Annotated in this window: 11 protein-coding genes; 3 read left to right on the forward strand and 8 right to left on the reverse strand. The window is 52.4% G+C overall.

Annotated features, from left to right (window positions below):
* Positions 1-359: 359 nt before the first annotated feature.
* Both H8L32_RS05965 and rlmF read right to left on the reverse strand, forming a co-directional pair.
* Positions 360-1604 carry a nitronate monooxygenase gene (locus H8L32_RS05965; RefSeq protein ID WP_186946230.1) on the reverse strand — a complete coding sequence of 415 codons (1245 nt, stop codon included), beginning with the start codon at positions 1602-1604 and terminating at the stop codon, positions 360-362.
* Positions 1605-1808: 204 nt separating this feature from the next.
* Positions 1809-2804, reverse strand: a complete 996-nt coding sequence (gene rlmF / locus H8L32_RS05970) for a 23S rRNA (adenine(1618)-N(6))-methyltransferase RlmF (protein WP_186946231.1) — start codon at positions 2802-2804, stop codon at positions 1809-1811.
* 441 nt (positions 2805-3245) lie between these two features.
* On the opposite strand from rlmF, the gene H8L32_RS05975 reads away from it, so the two are divergent.
* Positions 3246-3821: a DUF3455 domain-containing protein gene (locus tag H8L32_RS05975; protein ID WP_186946232.1), complete on the forward strand. Its 576-nt coding sequence runs from the start codon at positions 3246-3248 to the stop codon at positions 3819-3821.
* Positions 3822-3849: 28 nt separating this feature from the next.
* Here the strand turns inward: H8L32_RS05975 and H8L32_RS05980 are convergent, their stop codons facing one another.
* Positions 3850-4530, reverse strand: coding sequence for a response regulator (locus tag H8L32_RS05980; protein WP_186946233.1), 681 nt, complete (start codon positions 4528-4530; stop codon positions 3850-3852).
* Between the two features lie 32 nt (positions 4531-4562).
* Positions 4563-6083: an ATP-binding protein gene (locus tag H8L32_RS05985; RefSeq protein WP_186946234.1), complete on the reverse strand. Its 1521-nt coding sequence runs from the start codon at positions 6081-6083 to the stop codon at positions 4563-4565.
* Between the two features lie 286 nt (positions 6084-6369).
* Between H8L32_RS05985 and H8L32_RS05990 the strand changes: the two genes are divergently transcribed.
* The gene (locus H8L32_RS05990) at positions 6370-7995 is read left to right on the forward strand and encodes a cytochrome C (protein ID WP_230412071.1); all 1626 of its coding nucleotides are present in this window, start codon (positions 6370-6372) and stop codon (positions 7993-7995) included.
* A gap of 100 nt (positions 7996-8095) precedes the next feature.
* Here H8L32_RS05990 and H8L32_RS05995 read toward each other — a convergent pair whose 3' ends face one another.
* Complete coding sequence (locus H8L32_RS05995; protein WP_186946235.1) at positions 8096-8647, reverse strand: thymidine kinase; 552 nt, start codon at positions 8645-8647, stop codon at positions 8096-8098.
* 257 nt (positions 8648-8904) lie between these two features.
* Here H8L32_RS05995 and H8L32_RS06000 point away from each other — a divergent pair, with 257 nt between their 5' ends.
* Entirely contained in the window at positions 8905-9387 is a 483-nt protein-coding gene (locus H8L32_RS06000) for an Hsp20 family protein (protein ID WP_186946236.1), read from the forward strand.
* A gap of 157 nt (positions 9388-9544) precedes the next feature.
* Here H8L32_RS06000 and H8L32_RS06005 read toward each other — a convergent pair whose 3' ends face one another.
* From H8L32_RS06005 to H8L32_RS06015, 3 genes are read right to left on the reverse strand one after another with little or no spacing between them, the layout of a single operon-like run.
* Positions 9545-10897, reverse strand: coding sequence for a TolC family protein (locus tag H8L32_RS06005; RefSeq protein ID WP_186946237.1), 1353 nt, complete (start codon positions 10895-10897; stop codon positions 9545-9547).
* A 9-nt stretch (positions 10898-10906) separates the two neighbouring features.
* Positions 10907-14023 carry an efflux RND transporter permease subunit gene (locus H8L32_RS06010; RefSeq protein WP_186946238.1) on the reverse strand — a complete coding sequence of 1039 codons (3117 nt, stop codon included), beginning with the start codon at positions 14021-14023 and terminating at the stop codon, positions 10907-10909.
* Complete coding sequence (locus H8L32_RS06015) at positions 14016-15167, reverse strand: efflux RND transporter periplasmic adaptor subunit (RefSeq protein WP_186946239.1); 1152 nt, start codon at positions 15165-15167, stop codon at positions 14016-14018. The genes H8L32_RS06010 and H8L32_RS06015 overlap by 8 nt, the downstream gene beginning before the upstream one ends.
* Positions 15168-15305 lie beyond the last annotated feature (138 nt).

The raw sequence follows: 15305 nt of genomic DNA on the forward strand, positions 1-15305 counted from the left end.
GTATTGTTTGCGATGCAGCATTTTTCATGCCAAGGCTGATACCAGTGAATTTGAGCTTGCTGATGGCTATTTAGGGGAATTACCTAGCCGGTAATACCAGTGACGGCGCACGCATGCACCAAAATGTAAGCAAATATTACTGTGCAGCATGACTATGCACGGACAAGGTGCTAAGCATGTTTTCTCATGATTTCCCTTGCAGGTGCAGATATGCCTGCCCTGTTTTGCCTGCATCCATGAAAAACGCCGCTTAGCCCGGAGGCCAAAGCGGCGTTTTATACTTTGTACTTTGTATTCAGCTCAGCGGCTTATACGAGAACTTGTAGCGACAACTTGTAGCGACAACTTGTAGCGACAACTTATGCCGGCAAGGCAATCTGGTGATCGACACTGAACTGGTAATCGCGGAACACATGTTCAGCACTCAGCAATTCATAGGTGCCATCCGGCAATTTGCGGGTGGTGTCTTTCAGGCGATACGTCATTTGCCCACAAGTCCAGCAATTGAAATTGCGCATATGGGTGCACAGGCAAGTCTTGTCCATGACCGAGACTTTCTTGGCATCAGGGTGTGCTGCCACTTCACGGTTATAGGACGTGATATAGGCGCAGTTGCCATTGCCGTCCAGCAAGTAGCCATACGATTCACAGCCAGGGCGTATGCCATCGCCAATCGCTGGCGTGTTTTTCAGCATGCGCATGGGGTAGCCGGTAGGCGAGATATTGTTGACTTCGATATCGTTTTCACTGGCTTTGAAGTATTCCTGCTTCACACTGGCAGGCAAGCCGCATTCATTGGTAACGGTAAAGCGGGTCGCCACCTGCACGCCGGCAGCACCGTTTTCCATGAAAGACACGGCATCGCTGCCGGTGAAAATACCGCCAGCCGCAATCAACGGGATATCCAGGTTTTCTGCCTTCAGATACTGGACGATTTCGGTAATGATGGTTTGCAGATCGTATTCAGCCCAGTCCATGCCAAAGCCAAGATGACCGCCAGCCAGCGGGCCTTCAACGATGACATAGTCCGGCAGACGGTTCAGGCGGGAATTCTTGCGCAGGAATAATTGCAATGCACGCACTGAAGAAACGATGATGCCCAGTTTGGCATCGCGAAAGCGCGGATGATCAGCGATCAGGCCAAATGAGCCCAGGTGCAGGCCGGCGCTCATGGTGATGCCATCAATACCGGCATCCAGTGAAGATTCCAGGCGTACCTTCAGGGTTTCGCGTGGACCATTCATGGTCAGCTTTTCCATGCAATTGACAAAGATCATGCCTGTGCCCTGCTTGGCTTCCATGGTCTTGCCTATATGCAGGCGTGTGGCTTCGGCCAGTTGATCCAGGTTGAACTTGATGTCAGTTTTGTCGGAGTTGTTAATATTGTATTTGTAGAACTTGGTCTTTTCCTTGACAAAGCTGGTATCGAAACGACGATCAGAGACATCCTGCACCATGGCATCAGAAATATGGCCAATACCACCGAGACGTGCAGCAACCAGAGCCAGTTCAGCAGTGGAAATATCGACGCCCATGCCACCGATCATGATAGGAACCAGCTCATCTTTGCCCAGTTTCAGGCGGAAATCATCTACACGTTTCATTGTTATCCTTGACACATTTTGCTCAAAAGTAAATCACGCGATGCACATACTGCCAGACCAGATTGCTTATTTATTGCTTACTTATTGTTTATTTCTTGATTGTTTCGGCTTGCAATCCAGAAGACGAACGAGATTGTAAGCCAGCCCTTGCCCGCACAGGTAAAATTATATTCTGTACAGCGTTTAATTTCCTCGGCCCGTGTTTTATTTCTTGTTGTTTTGCCAGCGTAATTTGGCCCAGGCAGCGTGTTGGCCGGTATTCAGGAAGGTCCAGGCGACCAGGCGGCTCTCTTTATTACCCTGACTCATGATAATGGTTTTCTGATCACAGACTTTGACCTGCTTCAAGGCCGCGTTGATTGCAGGCAAATTGGCTGATTTCGATACCAGGCTGGAAAACCATAAAATTTTTGTGGGTATAGCCGCACTTTCTGCGATCATTTTCTTGATAAACGCCAGTTCCCCGCCTTCGCACCAGAGTTCGGCATCGTGGCCGCTGAAGTTCAGAACGGGCGTGGCCTGATCCAGCTTGCCGGTTTTTTTCAGGTTTTCCCACTTGCGCATGCTGCCAGCCTGTGCTTCTGCCGCAGAAGTATGGAAAGGCGGATTACACAGGCTGACATCAAACCATTCATCATCCGCAACTATGTTTTTGAACAGAGATTGCGCATAGCTCTGGTGACGTAGCTGTATCTGCGCGCCCAGGCCGGGATTACGGTCGAGTATGGCCCGGGCATTGGCCAGTGAGTCTGCATTGATATCGCTGGCACAAAATGACCAGCCATATTCACTGCAGCCTAATAATGGGTAAATGCAACTGGCACCCGTACCTATATCCAAAGCACATACCTGCCGGCCTTTGGGGATGCGCCCCTGATTGCTGCCAGCCAGCAAATCAGCCAGATAATGCAGATAATCGGCCCGGCCTGGCACTGGCGGGCAAAGATTGTCTGGCGGAATGTCCCAGTCACGTACGCCGTAGCTGCTTTGCAGCAGAGCCTTGTTCAGTAATTTGACTGCCAGCGGATCGGCAAAATCGACGGTGGTATCGCCAGCCGGATTGTGTGTCAGGCATTGCAGCAATGCCGGTTCGGCTTTGATCAGATCGGCGAAGTCATAGCGGCCCTGATGGCGATTGCGTGCATGCAGCAATTGCCCGGCAGTCTGCTTTCTGTTTTCCTTGTTGTTCTTGTCGCTCATGAAACCTGATCCACCCATTCGCAATGCTGGCCTGTGCTCAGGCAGGATGCCCGGCCCATATTTGATCTATATTTGACCTGTATTCGACCCGTATTGTCCCATGAAGGCCCGGTGCCTGTTCACTACAAAACGAAGCTAATTTATCTGAGGCCATGATCCGCAGCTCTATTTAAGTCAAGGGGCTTGTATGCCCGGCGTGAGGATGTAAAATTCCGTAAGTGTTTTATTTTTTTTGAAACACTATTGCTAAAATCTGCCCAAACAAACTTGGGCCCCCGCAGCAGGGGCGAACCAGTGCACCTCATTCGCGCCCATGGCAGAGCAGGCTTATGCAGGCTTATACCAGCGCTTGATGGAATGCCAAACCACGGGATAGATCAGGCATTGGCTGTCGCTTGCGGTGATTGAGTGCCTTGAACATCTTATTGAAAGGTATAAGAAATGAAGAAAATCGCTCTTGTCGGCAGCTTGTCTGCCATTGCTGTCCTGTCCGCCTGTTCGACCGCACCCGTCAAACATACAGCGGCCCCTGTCGCTCCGGTAACACAGGTAGTCAGCGTACCCGCCAACCTGAAAGCACCAGCCAGTGAAGTGCTGGCATTTCAAATGGCTGCAACTGGCGTACAGATTTATGAATGCAAGGCGAATAAGGGCGGCCCCAAAAAATTTGAATGGGTATTCCGCGCGCCTTTGGCAGAGTTATATGCCAGTCACGATGCAAACAGCGTGAAGCTGGGCAAGCACTATGAAGGCCCAACCTGGGAAGCGAATGACGGCAGCAAAGTCGTGGCAGAGGTCGTCGCCAAAAGTGAAAGCATGGATACCAATGCTATCCCCTGGTTATTGCTGAAAGCCAAATCCAGCTCAGACAGCGGCACATTTTCCGGTATTACCAGCGTACAGCGTGTGGTAACCGTCGGCGGCAAAGCGCCACTGACCGGTTGTTCAGACTTCCAACTGGGGGCAGAATCACGCACACCGTACAAAGCCACTTACTATTTTTTCAAGGCAAACTGATTGCCGGTTAGTGGACTGCTACAGCTCACTAGGGCAATTCAAAACGGTAGCCCACGCCATACACAGAGTGCAGGCATTCATTGCCTGGTAGCCTGCCCTGTATTTTTTTGCGTATGTTCTTGATATGCGTATCTACGGTTCTGTCATTGATGTCGCGCTGGTCTTCATGCGCAAAGTCCAGCAATTGCTGGCGTGAAAATACCCGCTCAGGGTGGCTGATGAATTCGGACAGCAGGCGAAATTCCACTGGTGTCAGGTTCAAAGGCTGGGCATCCACCAGTATGCGCAATTGCTGTTTGTCGATGAAGAAGCGGGATTGCCCGGCAGCAGACAGGCTAGCCATGCTGCGGCGCAAATGCACTCTGACGCGCGCCACCACCTCACGCGGACTAAAGGGTTTGCATACATAATCATCCGCGCCCGTATCCAGGCCCAGCAGGCGGTCTACTTCTTCCACCCTGGCGGTCAGCATGATGATGGGTACCTGGCTGAACTGGCGTACTTCCCGGCAGATGCTGATGCCATCGACTTCAGGCAACATCAGGTCGAGCAAGATCAGGTCAGGTTGCGATAGTCTGAGTTGTTCCAGCGCCAGCCTGCCATTTGCTTCATGGCTGACCTGATACCCGGCGGCCAGCAAATAATCCTTGAGCAGGGCAGCGATCTTCAGATCATCTTCAACGATGAGTATGCGGGTGCCGCTGTCCATATTATTTCCTTGCTTATTTCCTTGTTTATGTCCTATGTGTTCCTGGGACTGATGCAGGGTAATTGCAGGCTTATTTTTACTCCCCCCAGTAATGAAGCGGCAGCATGGATACGTCCACCATGTGCTTCAACAATCACTTTGCAAATCGCCAGCCCCAGACCACTGCCGCCACTGCTGCGGTTGCGTGCGCTGTCTGCGCGGTACAGGCGATCAAACAGCAAGGCATGGCTGCTGTCCGGGACACCCGGGGCGCTGTCTTCCAGGCTCAGTTCCAGCATCGCACCGTTACGTGCCAGTGTACACAAAATCATGCCACCGCTATCGGTATAACGTATGCTGTTTTCCAGCAAATTGCCCAGTACCTGGGTCAGGCGGCTACCATCGGCATTCACCCAGACAGGCAGCTCACCCAGATGACTTTCCAGGCGCAAGCCAGCCTGTTCCATGCGCAATGCAAAGCGTTGCAACATGTCTTGCAACAAAGGGCGCAAATCCATGGCCTGGAATTGATAATGCAAATCACCGGCATCGGCCAGGGTCAACTGCCGTATATCATCCACCAGCTTGTTCAGATGGCGCACTTCGGCGTGCAGGGATTCCAGTGCCGCCGGCGAGATATTGCGTATCCCATCGATCAGGGCTTCTATCTCACCCTGTATCACCGTCAGTGGAGTGCGCAGTTCATGTGAGATATCGGCCAGCATGCGGCTTCTTTGTGCCTCATTCCTTTCCAGGTTTTGCGCCATGATATTGATATCCTGCGCCAGATCACCCAGCTCATCCTGGCTGATGATGTCGGCCCTGGCCTGAAACTGCCCCTTGGAAATGCGTGCCGTTACTGCATGCAGGGATTTCAGTGGCCTTAGCAGATGCCTGGCCAGCCATAGTGAAAACCCGACCGCAACCAGTATCAGTGCACCTGCCAGCAGCAAGGTATGGCGTACCTGCACACTGACAAAGTCGATGGCGCTGGCATTGGATAGCTGACGTAAAGGTGCCAGTCGCAGCGTGCCCACTCTTTCCGGACCCAGCATGATGGCCTGCACGCTGCCCGGTGCATCGGCAGGGCCAATCAGTGCATGGCCATTTTTATCTATGAGTGACAGGCGTTGTCCGAACCGCATGGGGTCAACCGGTGGTCTTTGCTCTGGTGGCGTGCCGGTATCCCGTGTCGGTGGTGGCGGCGGTGGTGTTTCCCCGGACCTGACTGGCGGTGGTGGTGGCGGTCTGTCATCGTCTTCGGCTGCCTGACGCCGTCTGGGCGGAGGAGACTGTGGGTCTTCATTATCAGGGCGCGGCTTGCTGCGCAACTGATCCAGCAAATCCCGCATGGGGCGGCGATCTGCCTGGAAACGGTCAAAATTGCCGTATTGCCGGTAATCTTCGGCCAGCATGGTACTTAGCCTGACCAGGTCCTGTTTTTCCAGGTCGCTCAGATAGGCAATGAAGCCACTCTTCAGATTCTGACTGGTCACCCAGGCCAGCGTACCTATGCTGATGATCACGATGGCCGTGATGGCCAAGGCTAATTTGCGGGCTATGGTGAGACGCATGCGGTAAGAACCTTGCTGAGAATGGTATCAATTTGCCATATTGCCAGCCAATTATGGAGCAATCGTGAAGTAAACATGGTGTTCCGCGAATAAATATTTGATGTGGTTTTATTGTTTCCTGCGCCTGAAAAAGTCTCGTTATCTTCATTTTTTCTCCATATTCGGCCTTCATCCTGTATCCAGTCTCAGAACTTCGTGCAGAGAATGCCAGGCTTCTTGAGTAAAAAAATAACTGGAACTCATCCCTATTGGTGAAATGAGTTCTTAACTCGAAGGAGGACTTCAAATGAGATCTCATATAGTGTCAAACATAGTGTCAAACGCCGTGCTCAAGCTGCATGGCATTCAGCGCAGAGCGCAATTGCCGGTTGCCATGCTCCTGTTATTGAATCTGGCCGCATGCGGTGGCGATGCCGGAACTTCCATTGCAGGATCAACTGCCAGTCCGCAGGCCGTACCGCCCGTCAGTAGCGCAGCCGCACTGGCTGCCCCCGTCCCCCCTACCTCCCCTGCAGCAGCGCCAGTCGAACAGCCATCGCTGGTACCTATCGTCAATGGTGAAGGGGCAGCATTGACGGTATCGACCACCGGCAGCATAGACAAGGGCAATGCCTTCTTTAAAGCCTTTGGCAATGGCCGTAGTTGCGCCAGCTGTCACCAGGAAAGCCAGGGCTGGAGCATACGTCCTGATAATCTGCAGGACAGATTCACGCAAACCAATGGCAGCGATCCGGTTTTTGCCTTGAATGACGGTGCCAATTCTCCCAATGCCCTGACCGCTACCATAGATCAGAAACGCCTTGCCTATAGCATGTTGTTGACCAAGGGGCTTATCAGGGTGGGGCTGGCTGTTCCTGCCGATGCAGAATTTACCCTGGTCAAAGTCGACGATCCCTATGGTTATGCCAGCACCAAAGAGCTGTCGCTATTCCGTCGCCCCATGCCAACCACCAATCTGAAGTTTCTCAGTACCGTGATGTGGGATGCGCGTGAAACCTTCGCCGATGCGCGATCAAATCTGTGCATACGCAATAGTCGCCCCCTGCAATGTTTTGCAACTACCGACTTTGACCTGCTGCATCAGTCCAATAGCGCAGTGACTGGCCATGCGCAAGCTGCACAGGGGCTGACTGCTGCGGAACAGCGCAGCATCGTTGATTTTGAAAAAACCTTGTTCACTGCACAGATCACCAGCCTGGCTGCTGGTAATCTGACCGATGCCGGTGCCAAAGGTGGTCCGCTGGAACTGGCAAAGAACAATTTTTATTTCGGGATCAACGACATCGACGTAGGTGACTACGTCAGCGGTGCGTCATTTGACCGTAATGTCATGGCCATGTTCACCACATGGCGCGGGCTTGACCGGCCAACCCCACCTATCCCGCCGGCTCAGGGCCGCCCCGGGCAGCCAGGACAGCCACCTTCGGCTATCAACATTGCCAGGGCATCTGTCGCCAGGGGCGAGCAGATTTTCAATAACAAACCCTTCAATGTCACCGGTGTTGCCGGTTTCAATGGTGAATTACGCGTGGCTTTGCAAAGGGCGACCTGCACCAGTTGTCACAGCGTAGGTAATGTCGGTTCACATTCGGTGCCACGACTGTTCAACACCGGCGTATCCGATGCCAGCCTGCGCACACCGGATATGCCCCTGTACACGCTAAGGAATAAACTGACTGGTGAGGTCATGGAAACCACCGATCCCGGCAGGGCCATGAACACTGGCAAATGGCAGGACATCGGTCGCTTCAAGGTACCCAGTCTGCGCGCCATCGAAGCGCGTTCACCTTACTTCCATAACGGCGGTATGATAGAGCTGACCGACGTCGTAAAGTTCTATGACAAGCGTTTCAATATAGGATTGACGCCGCAGGAAATTATCGATTTGACAGAGTTTCTGAAGGTACTCTGAAACAGTTTTCTAGATGTAAAAAGAGCAGACCCTGAGTCTGCTCTTTTGTCTTGAGGGCAGAAGCTGCACAGCCCCTGCATCTTCGTGTGCATGTCCTGAATTAAGCAGCGTAAAAGCAGCGCCCACAAACATGCTGATAGCGCTCATTGCCACCGATATCAATCTGCTCGCCGGTTTTCATGCGCTTGCCGTTGGCATCAACACGAATGTTCATCGTCGCTTTTTTCCCGCAGCCGCAGATGTTTTTTAATTCTTCTATATCATCGGCCAGTGCCAGCAGATAAGCTGAGCCGGTAAAAGGTTCACCCAGAAAATCACTGCGCAAGCCATAACAGATCACCGGCACACCACGCACTTGCGCCAGTTGATGTAATTGCCTGACCTGGTCGGCGGACAAAAATTGTGCTTCATCCACCAGTACGCAACTGACCTTCGGTGCTTCCGCCAGAAAATCAAAATGCGTATCGAAAACTTCAGCCTGTCTTTGTGGGCCCAGGCGTGAAGTGACTTTGCCGGCGCCATAACGATTGTCTATGGCTGCCGTGTACAGATGGACTTTTTGTCCCTGTTCTTCATAGTTGTGGGCCACCTGTAAAAGTGCTGTGGATTTTCCTGCGTTCATTGCTGAATATCTGAAGTAGAGCTTGGCCATGCATGTTTCCTGTTGGTTCCTTAAAACTGTTACAAGTGTTGCTGGTGAGAACAGTCGGTTTGTTGTTGATTTTATTGAAGCAAAAAATTTTCGAAAAAAATTTGATCTCAGGGCCTTGAAACTATTTGGCTAAGCGCCATTTTCTACTCAGCAGATGCTCGAACATGAGGTTTGCTACAGCAGTCCCGAAGTAACCGTTTTAAAAAATAGTTTCCAAACATTTAATTTATATCGCTTCAATTTAAAAGGATATTATCATGCGCAATTTTGACTTCGCTCCCCTGTATCGTTCCGCTATCGGTTTTGACCGTCTGGCCCAGTTATTTGATGATGCTCAACGTGCTGAAACAGCACCCAGCTATCCCCCTTACAATATCGAACTGATTGCAGAAGATAAATATGCAATCACCATGGCAGTTGCAGGCTTTGACCGCAGTGAAATCGATATCGAATCTGAACGCGATACCCTGAAAATCGTCGGTCGCCGTCAAAAAGCCGAAGGCACACGCAACTTCCTGCACCGTGGCATTGCCTCGCGTGATTTCGAGCACCGTTTCCGCCTCGCCGATCACGTCAAAGTCATCAGTGCCCGTCTGGACAATGGCTTGCTGAATATCGAACTGGTGCGTGAAATTCCAGAAGCCCACAAACCTCGTCGCATTCTGATTGATGCTGATAACCTGCAACTGGTAGAGCCACAAAATCAGGCGCAAAACCAATTGCAACGTCAGGTCGCCTAAGTAATAAATTAAGCAATAAATTAAGCAATAAATTAAGCAATAAATTGGGCCCATGTATGCATGGGCTCAGTCGCCGAAAATGAAATAAAAAAGCATGGGCAAGCCCATGCTTTTTTACTTTCGTTTGCCTGCAATGCAAATGCCTTACTCCACAGCGTTATTTCATCTGATCAGCCGTACTTTGCTGTAGCTTGACTCTGGCAATCGCCAGGGTGGCTTCTGCCTGCAGATAAGCCTGATAAATTTCATCGGCATTGCGCTGGGCATTCAAGAGTTCCAGCATGGACGCAGCTCCTTTGCGATAGCTGGTACGCACACCCTGCAACAGGCGTTCGGAATCATCCAGTACGTGTTCCTTGTAGTTTTTGATATTTTGCAAGGCAGCCTGATATTGCAGATAGCTGCTCCTTACTTCGGTTTCTGCTTTTATCAGAGTTGAACGCAATTGCAGTTGCGCCTGTGTCAGCGCCGATTGTGCCTGGCTTAATTCACCGCTTTGTGTGCGTGAAAAAGGAATCGGAATCGTGACAGTCAGGCTGAGCGCGTTTGATCGTTCTGCCGGAGAATTCGTCACCATGCCGCTGGCATTCTGTATCGCGTTGACCCTGGGTGTATTCTTGATGCCAAGATTGACCACAGGATCAATCCAGCGATTGGCTTTTGCCAGTTCTATATTATCCTTCGCATTGTCACTGGCTGAGCGCGCTACCTGTACGTCTTCCCGTTTTTCCAGGGCTTGCCGGGTCAGGGTGGCCAGGTCTGTGGTCATCTCGTTTTGGCTGCCGCTGCAGTCGATTTTTTTGCCTGCAAAAATCTCTTGATAGCTTGTTCCGAGGAAATTTGATAACTGTGCTTCAGCATTGATGGTATCAGCACGGGCGCTGGTGACATCCATGGCAAAACGATCGGCTTCGACTTTTGACTGCACCAACTCCAGCTTGCCTAGATCACCGGTTTTAAAGCGTGTTTCATTCATCTTCACAATATCGCGCATGGCAAGCAGGCTGCTGTCCCGGCGTGCCAGCGACATCGCAGAACGGCAGGCTTCTATAAATGCGTTGGAGGCGTCGCTCAATAGTTGCCGCCGGTAGGCCGAGACACCGGCCTCGGTCAGGCGTACATTGCTTTCTGCGGCCTGTATCCTTGCACCTCTCTTGTTGGCGGTTTCCAGGGTAATGGCGATGCCTGCGGTGGACGTTGTGGCAGTATTGGGCTTGTTCGGGCCATACAATTCCTTGGAGTCGATGCCCGCCGTTAGTTGTGGATCTGGCCGTACACCGGCGATGGAAATACCAGCCCTGGCACTTGCTATAAGTTCTTGCTGCGCCTGTAAATCGAGGCTATTGTTTTCTACTGCAGCCAGGTATTGTTGCATGCTGACCGTCGCTGTCGGCGCAGTGACCTGTGCATGGGCAGGCAACTGCAGCAATAGTGGTAACAGTGGCAACAGCGGCAGCAGACCGCACATCAGCGGGAGGGCACGAGATTTTTGCTTCTTAAATTTTTGCATGATGATTCCTTACACTGCATCCGCGACGCTGGCATCATGGTGCGTGGCAGCTTTATTGTTTTTGTTTTCCATATATTTTTCTATCAGGTAGTAGAGACCTGGCAGCCATACCAGGGTCAGGCCGGTTGCCGTGATCAAACCACCCACCACGACAGTTGCCAGCGGGCGCTGCACGTCACTGCCCAGGCCGTGGGCGATGGCAGCGGGCAGCAATCCCAGCGCAGCAACGCTGGCGGTCATCAGTACTGGCCGAAAACGCTCGCGTGCGCCTTGCAGTACCACATCCCGTAATGACAATTTGCCTTCGGCACGCAGGCGATTCAGGTTCGACACCATCAAAATCCCATCCATCACGGCAACCCCAAACAGGGCGATAAAACCCACCGCGCTGGATACATTCAGCGTCATGCCGCGCAAATGCAGGGCGCACAAACCACCGATAGCACCCAGTGGCACGGCCATCAGTATCAGCGCCGGTTGGCGCAGGTTCCTGAATTGTCCAAACAGCAGAATGAACATCAAGGCCACTACAACAGGCAAAATCACCGCCAGTCTGGCCTGGGCCCGTTGCTGATTTTCAAACTGGCCACCCCAGGTAATCTGGAATTTGGAATGATCGTAGTTGACTTTGGCTTCCACCTGTTCCTTGGCATCATCGAGGAAAGAAGCAAGATCACGTCCTTTCAGCCCCAGCCCTACAGTCAGGTGGCGCTTGCCCATTTCCCGCGTGATGGTGCTCTCACCATCATCGAGACGTATGCTGGCTACCTGCGCCAATGGGATCCTGGCACCGCTGGAGGAGGTCAGCATCAGGTTGCCCAGGGCATCCGGGGTATTGCGGGATTCCTTGCTGAAGCGTACGCCTATGTCATAGTGACGTTCATCAATAAACAACTGGGCGATGGGTTTGCCACCTATGCCTGTGCCTATCAGGTCGGTGATATCAGCGACGTTGACGCCGTACCTGGCAGATGCTGCACGATCGACTTCGATGCGTATCTGCGGCAAAGGTGGTTCCTGTTCGATAATGACATTTTCTGCACCAGGTACGGCTTTCAGCGTGTTTTCCACTTCTTTGGCTATGCGGCGCGATTCCTTGAAATCATTACCATATACTTTGGCTACCAGGTCACTGTGGGCGCCGGCAAGCTTGTCCAGTACACCATCTATCATCGGTTGTGTGAAACCGACATGGGTGCCGGGCAGTTTCTCAAAGCGCTGCGCCATTTTTTCTATGAGTTCCTGCTTGCTCCAGCCAGATTGCCAGGTGTCATACGGATGCAGGGTGACGCTGACCTCGATGTGAGAAGGTGTCCATGGGTCCGTGCCTTCATCGTTGCGCCCCAGTTGCGTGACGATGGCGGACACTTCCTTGAACTCCATCGTAGCTTTTCTCAGTTCATCAGACATGCTGCCAGCCTTTTCCAGCGAGATACCTGGCGGCAAAGTGACCTGCAGCCAGATCGAACCCTCATCCAGGGTAGGCAAAAAATCACGGCCTATGCTGGCGCCCAGGCCCACGACGGCGGCAAAGGCAAATACAAATGCCGCAATCGTCAGGCGCGGTGAGTTGACGACTTTTTCCAGGACGGGTTTATAGATGGAAGCAAATTTTTCCAGCACCGGGTTATGGAATACCTTGCGCGGCTTTTTATACGCTTCATAGGCCAGGCCGGGTATCAGTACCAGCGACACCACCAGTGCACCGAACAGGGCAAAGCCTATCGCAAATGCCATTGGTGAAAACAATTTGTACTCTATGCGCTGAAACATGAACAGCGGCAGGTAGGCAGTGATAATCACGACCATGCCGAAAAAGATGGGTTTGCTGACCTGCAAGGCGGCTGTCATCACATCTTTGGCCGTCAGGGGTTTGCCGCCGTCTTCTTCAAACTTGCGCAGTATCTGCTCCATGACCACAATCGCACCATCCACCACGATACCGAAATCGATGGAACCGAGCGACAGCAAATTGGCCGGTATCTTGAAGTGGTGCATGAAGATGAATGCCGTCAGCAAAGACATGGGTATCGTCACCGCAACAATCAGCGCAGCACGCGGGCTACCAAGAAAAAGCAGCAACACCAGCGTCACCAGAACCATGCCTTCGAGCAGGGTTCTGCCTACCGTGTGCAGGGTGGCCTCCACCAGCATGGTGCGGTCCAGGTAAGGCACCACCTTGACATCCTTGGGCAAGACATTTTCATTCAAGTCCTTGACTGCGGCATGCACACCTTCCAGTACCTTGGATGGATTTTGGCCTTTCAGCAGTAAAGTGATGCCCTCTACCGTGTCAGGATTTTCATTCTTGCCGAGTATGCCACTGCGTTCCTGATTGCCGAGCTTGACTTCACCCAGGTCTTTCAGCAAGACCGGTACGCCATTTTTTTGCGTGATCATGATATTGCCCAGATCATCCAGGCCGCTGATCAGACCTATGCCGCGCACGACAAAACCTTGCTGTCCACGTGTCAGTATGCTGCCGCCAGCACTGGCGTTATTGGCATTGATGGCTTGCGTGATTTGCGCCAGACTCAGGTTGTATTTGCTGAGTTTTTCAGGTTCAAATTCCAGCTGGAACTGGGTGGTGATGCCACCAAAATTGGTGACATCGGCCACACCCGCCACCTGTTTCAGACGCGGTATCACTTTCCAGAACTGTAGCTCGGACAATTCACGCAGGTCACGGCTTTTGGATTCCAGCGTGTAGCGATATATCTCGCCTATGGGAGATGTCAGGGGATCAAGGCCGGGCTGCGCACCATAGGGCAGGGTAACGGCGCTGATACGCTCCTGCAAACGCTGGCGTGACCAGTAATCTTCAGTCCCATCCTGGAATACGACGGTGATCAGGGACAGACCGAAAGTGCTCTTGGAGCGCATCACATGCATGCCGGGCGTACCCATGATTTCGCGTTCCAGCGGTATTGTGATCTGCTTTTCAACTTCTTCAGCCGCCAGGCCGCTGACCTGTGTCACTACCTGTGACGTGGTATCGGCGATATCCGGATACGCTTCCAGCGGCAACTGATTCCAGCAGTAGATGCCATACATGGCGACCAGGATAAAGACCAGCCAGACGATGCCGCGCCGGGCGAAACTGACTTTGACGATATGTTCAATCATTGAGGAGCACTCCCTCTTTGACGACGATGCGTTCACCCGCTTTCAGGCCAGACAGGATTTCCAGTTTGTCGCCCACTTGCGCACCGGTCTTGACGATGCGTGGTTCAAACACCCAGGGTGTTTTTTCTACAAACACACGGGTATTGAAACCATTCTGTACCACGGCTGACGCAGGAATGGCCGGTGCCTGATGGGCTTGACCGCTGAGATTGACCTTCGCATACATGCCAGGTTTGAAACGTCCCGACTTGTTGTCAATGGCAATCCTGACCTTGACGCTGCGGGTATCTGCATCAATCACATCACCGACATAGCGTATCTTGCCTTCAAAGACTTCATTGTCATAGGCATTCAGGGTGATTTTGGCGGCCTGTCCGGCAAATACCAGTGGCAAGTCTTTCTCGGCGACACTGGCGGTCATCCAGACAGTGGACAAGTCAGCCACAGTCATCAGGGGCGCATTGGTGTCATTCCAGAAACCACCTTGTGCGGCGCTTAATTCAATGACACGTCCGGCTATTGGCGAACGTAACTGGTAGTGGTGACCGGCACCAGCATCCTTGCTGACACCAAGTTGCGCCAGCCGCGCTTTGGTGCGGCCCACTTCCGAGCTGGCCTGGGAATAATCTGCTTCTGCCTGTTCATAATCTTTACGTGCAGCAATCTCTGCGTCCACCAGATCTTTCTGGCGCTGCAAGTTGCGTTTTGCCAATAAAAGCGCACTTTGTGCCTTGCTGGCATCGCTGTAGGCCGTGGCAATATCGGCAGAATCTATGGAAAACAGTACGTCGCCTGCGTTGACTTTGTCGCCCAGACGTTTGTTCAACTGCAGTATGCGCCCGGCTACCGGGGGCACCACCTTGATCGACGTTGCCGCATCCAGCTCTATCGTGCCGGGAATGATGATGGCGCGTTCTACCGTTTGTTCAGTCACGGCAGCAACAGCGATCGATTTCCGTAGCGGCGATGTCTCAGGCAGGCGTATCCCTGCCGCTTCCCGGATCAGGGGTAGTTTGGCTTCGTCCGCCGCTTCTTTTTTGGATGCGGGTACCTCTGCCTTGTTGCAGCCAGACAGCAACATGCCCAGACAGACGGGGGCGAGCAGTACGCCCAGCGTATGCAGACTGATATTGTTTTTATTCATTTTCACCTCAAGGGAATGCACCTGACAGCAAAGCAAACCAAGGCCGTCAGGTGTTTGCCGCAGCAAATAGTCAATTACAAATTTCCGGGCAGGATAGCAAGGCATTCTGTCGTCAACATGACAGGAGGCTGACAATAA

Origin of the sequence: Undibacterium hunanense, assembly GCF_014284335.1 — a bacterium.
Lineage (GTDB): Bacteria > Pseudomonadota > Gammaproteobacteria > Burkholderiales > Burkholderiaceae_D > Undibacterium > Undibacterium hunanense.

Excerpts from the sequence above, each read along its gene's own strand:
- H8L32_RS05965 (WP_186946230.1), bottom strand. The coding sequence starts at position 1,604 with ATGAAACGTGTAGATGATTTCCGCCTGAAACTGGGCAAAGATGAGCTG.
- rlmF (WP_186946231.1), bottom strand. The coding sequence starts at position 2,804 with ATGAGCGACAAGAACAACAAGGAAAACAGAAAGCAGACTGCCGGGCAA.
- H8L32_RS05975 (WP_186946232.1), top strand. The coding sequence starts at position 3,246 with ATGAAGAAAATCGCTCTTGTCGGCAGCTTGTCTGCCATTGCTGTCCTG.
- H8L32_RS05980 (WP_186946233.1), bottom strand. The coding sequence starts at position 4,530 with ATGGACAGCGGCACCCGCATACTCATCGTTGAAGATGATCTGAAGATC.
- H8L32_RS05985 (WP_186946234.1), bottom strand. The coding sequence starts at position 6,083 with ATGCGTCTCACCATAGCCCGCAAATTAGCCTTGGCCATCACGGCCATC.
- H8L32_RS05990 (WP_230412071.1), top strand. The coding sequence starts at position 6,370 with ATGAGATCTCATATAGTGTCAAACATAGTGTCAAACGCCGTGCTCAAG.
- H8L32_RS05995 (WP_186946235.1), bottom strand. The coding sequence starts at position 8,647 with ATGGCCAAGCTCTACTTCAGATATTCAGCAATGAACGCAGGAAAATCC.
- H8L32_RS06000 (WP_186946236.1), top strand. The coding sequence starts at position 8,905 with ATGCGCAATTTTGACTTCGCTCCCCTGTATCGTTCCGCTATCGGTTTT.
- H8L32_RS06005 (WP_186946237.1), bottom strand. The coding sequence starts at position 10,897 with ATGCAAAAATTTAAGAAGCAAAAATCTCGTGCCCTCCCGCTGATGTGC.
- H8L32_RS06010 (WP_186946238.1), bottom strand. The coding sequence starts at position 14,023 with ATGATTGAACATATCGTCAAAGTCAGTTTCGCCCGGCGCGGCATCGTC.
- H8L32_RS06015 (WP_186946239.1), bottom strand. The coding sequence starts at position 15,167 with ATGAATAAAAACAATATCAGTCTGCATACGCTGGGCGTACTGCTCGCC.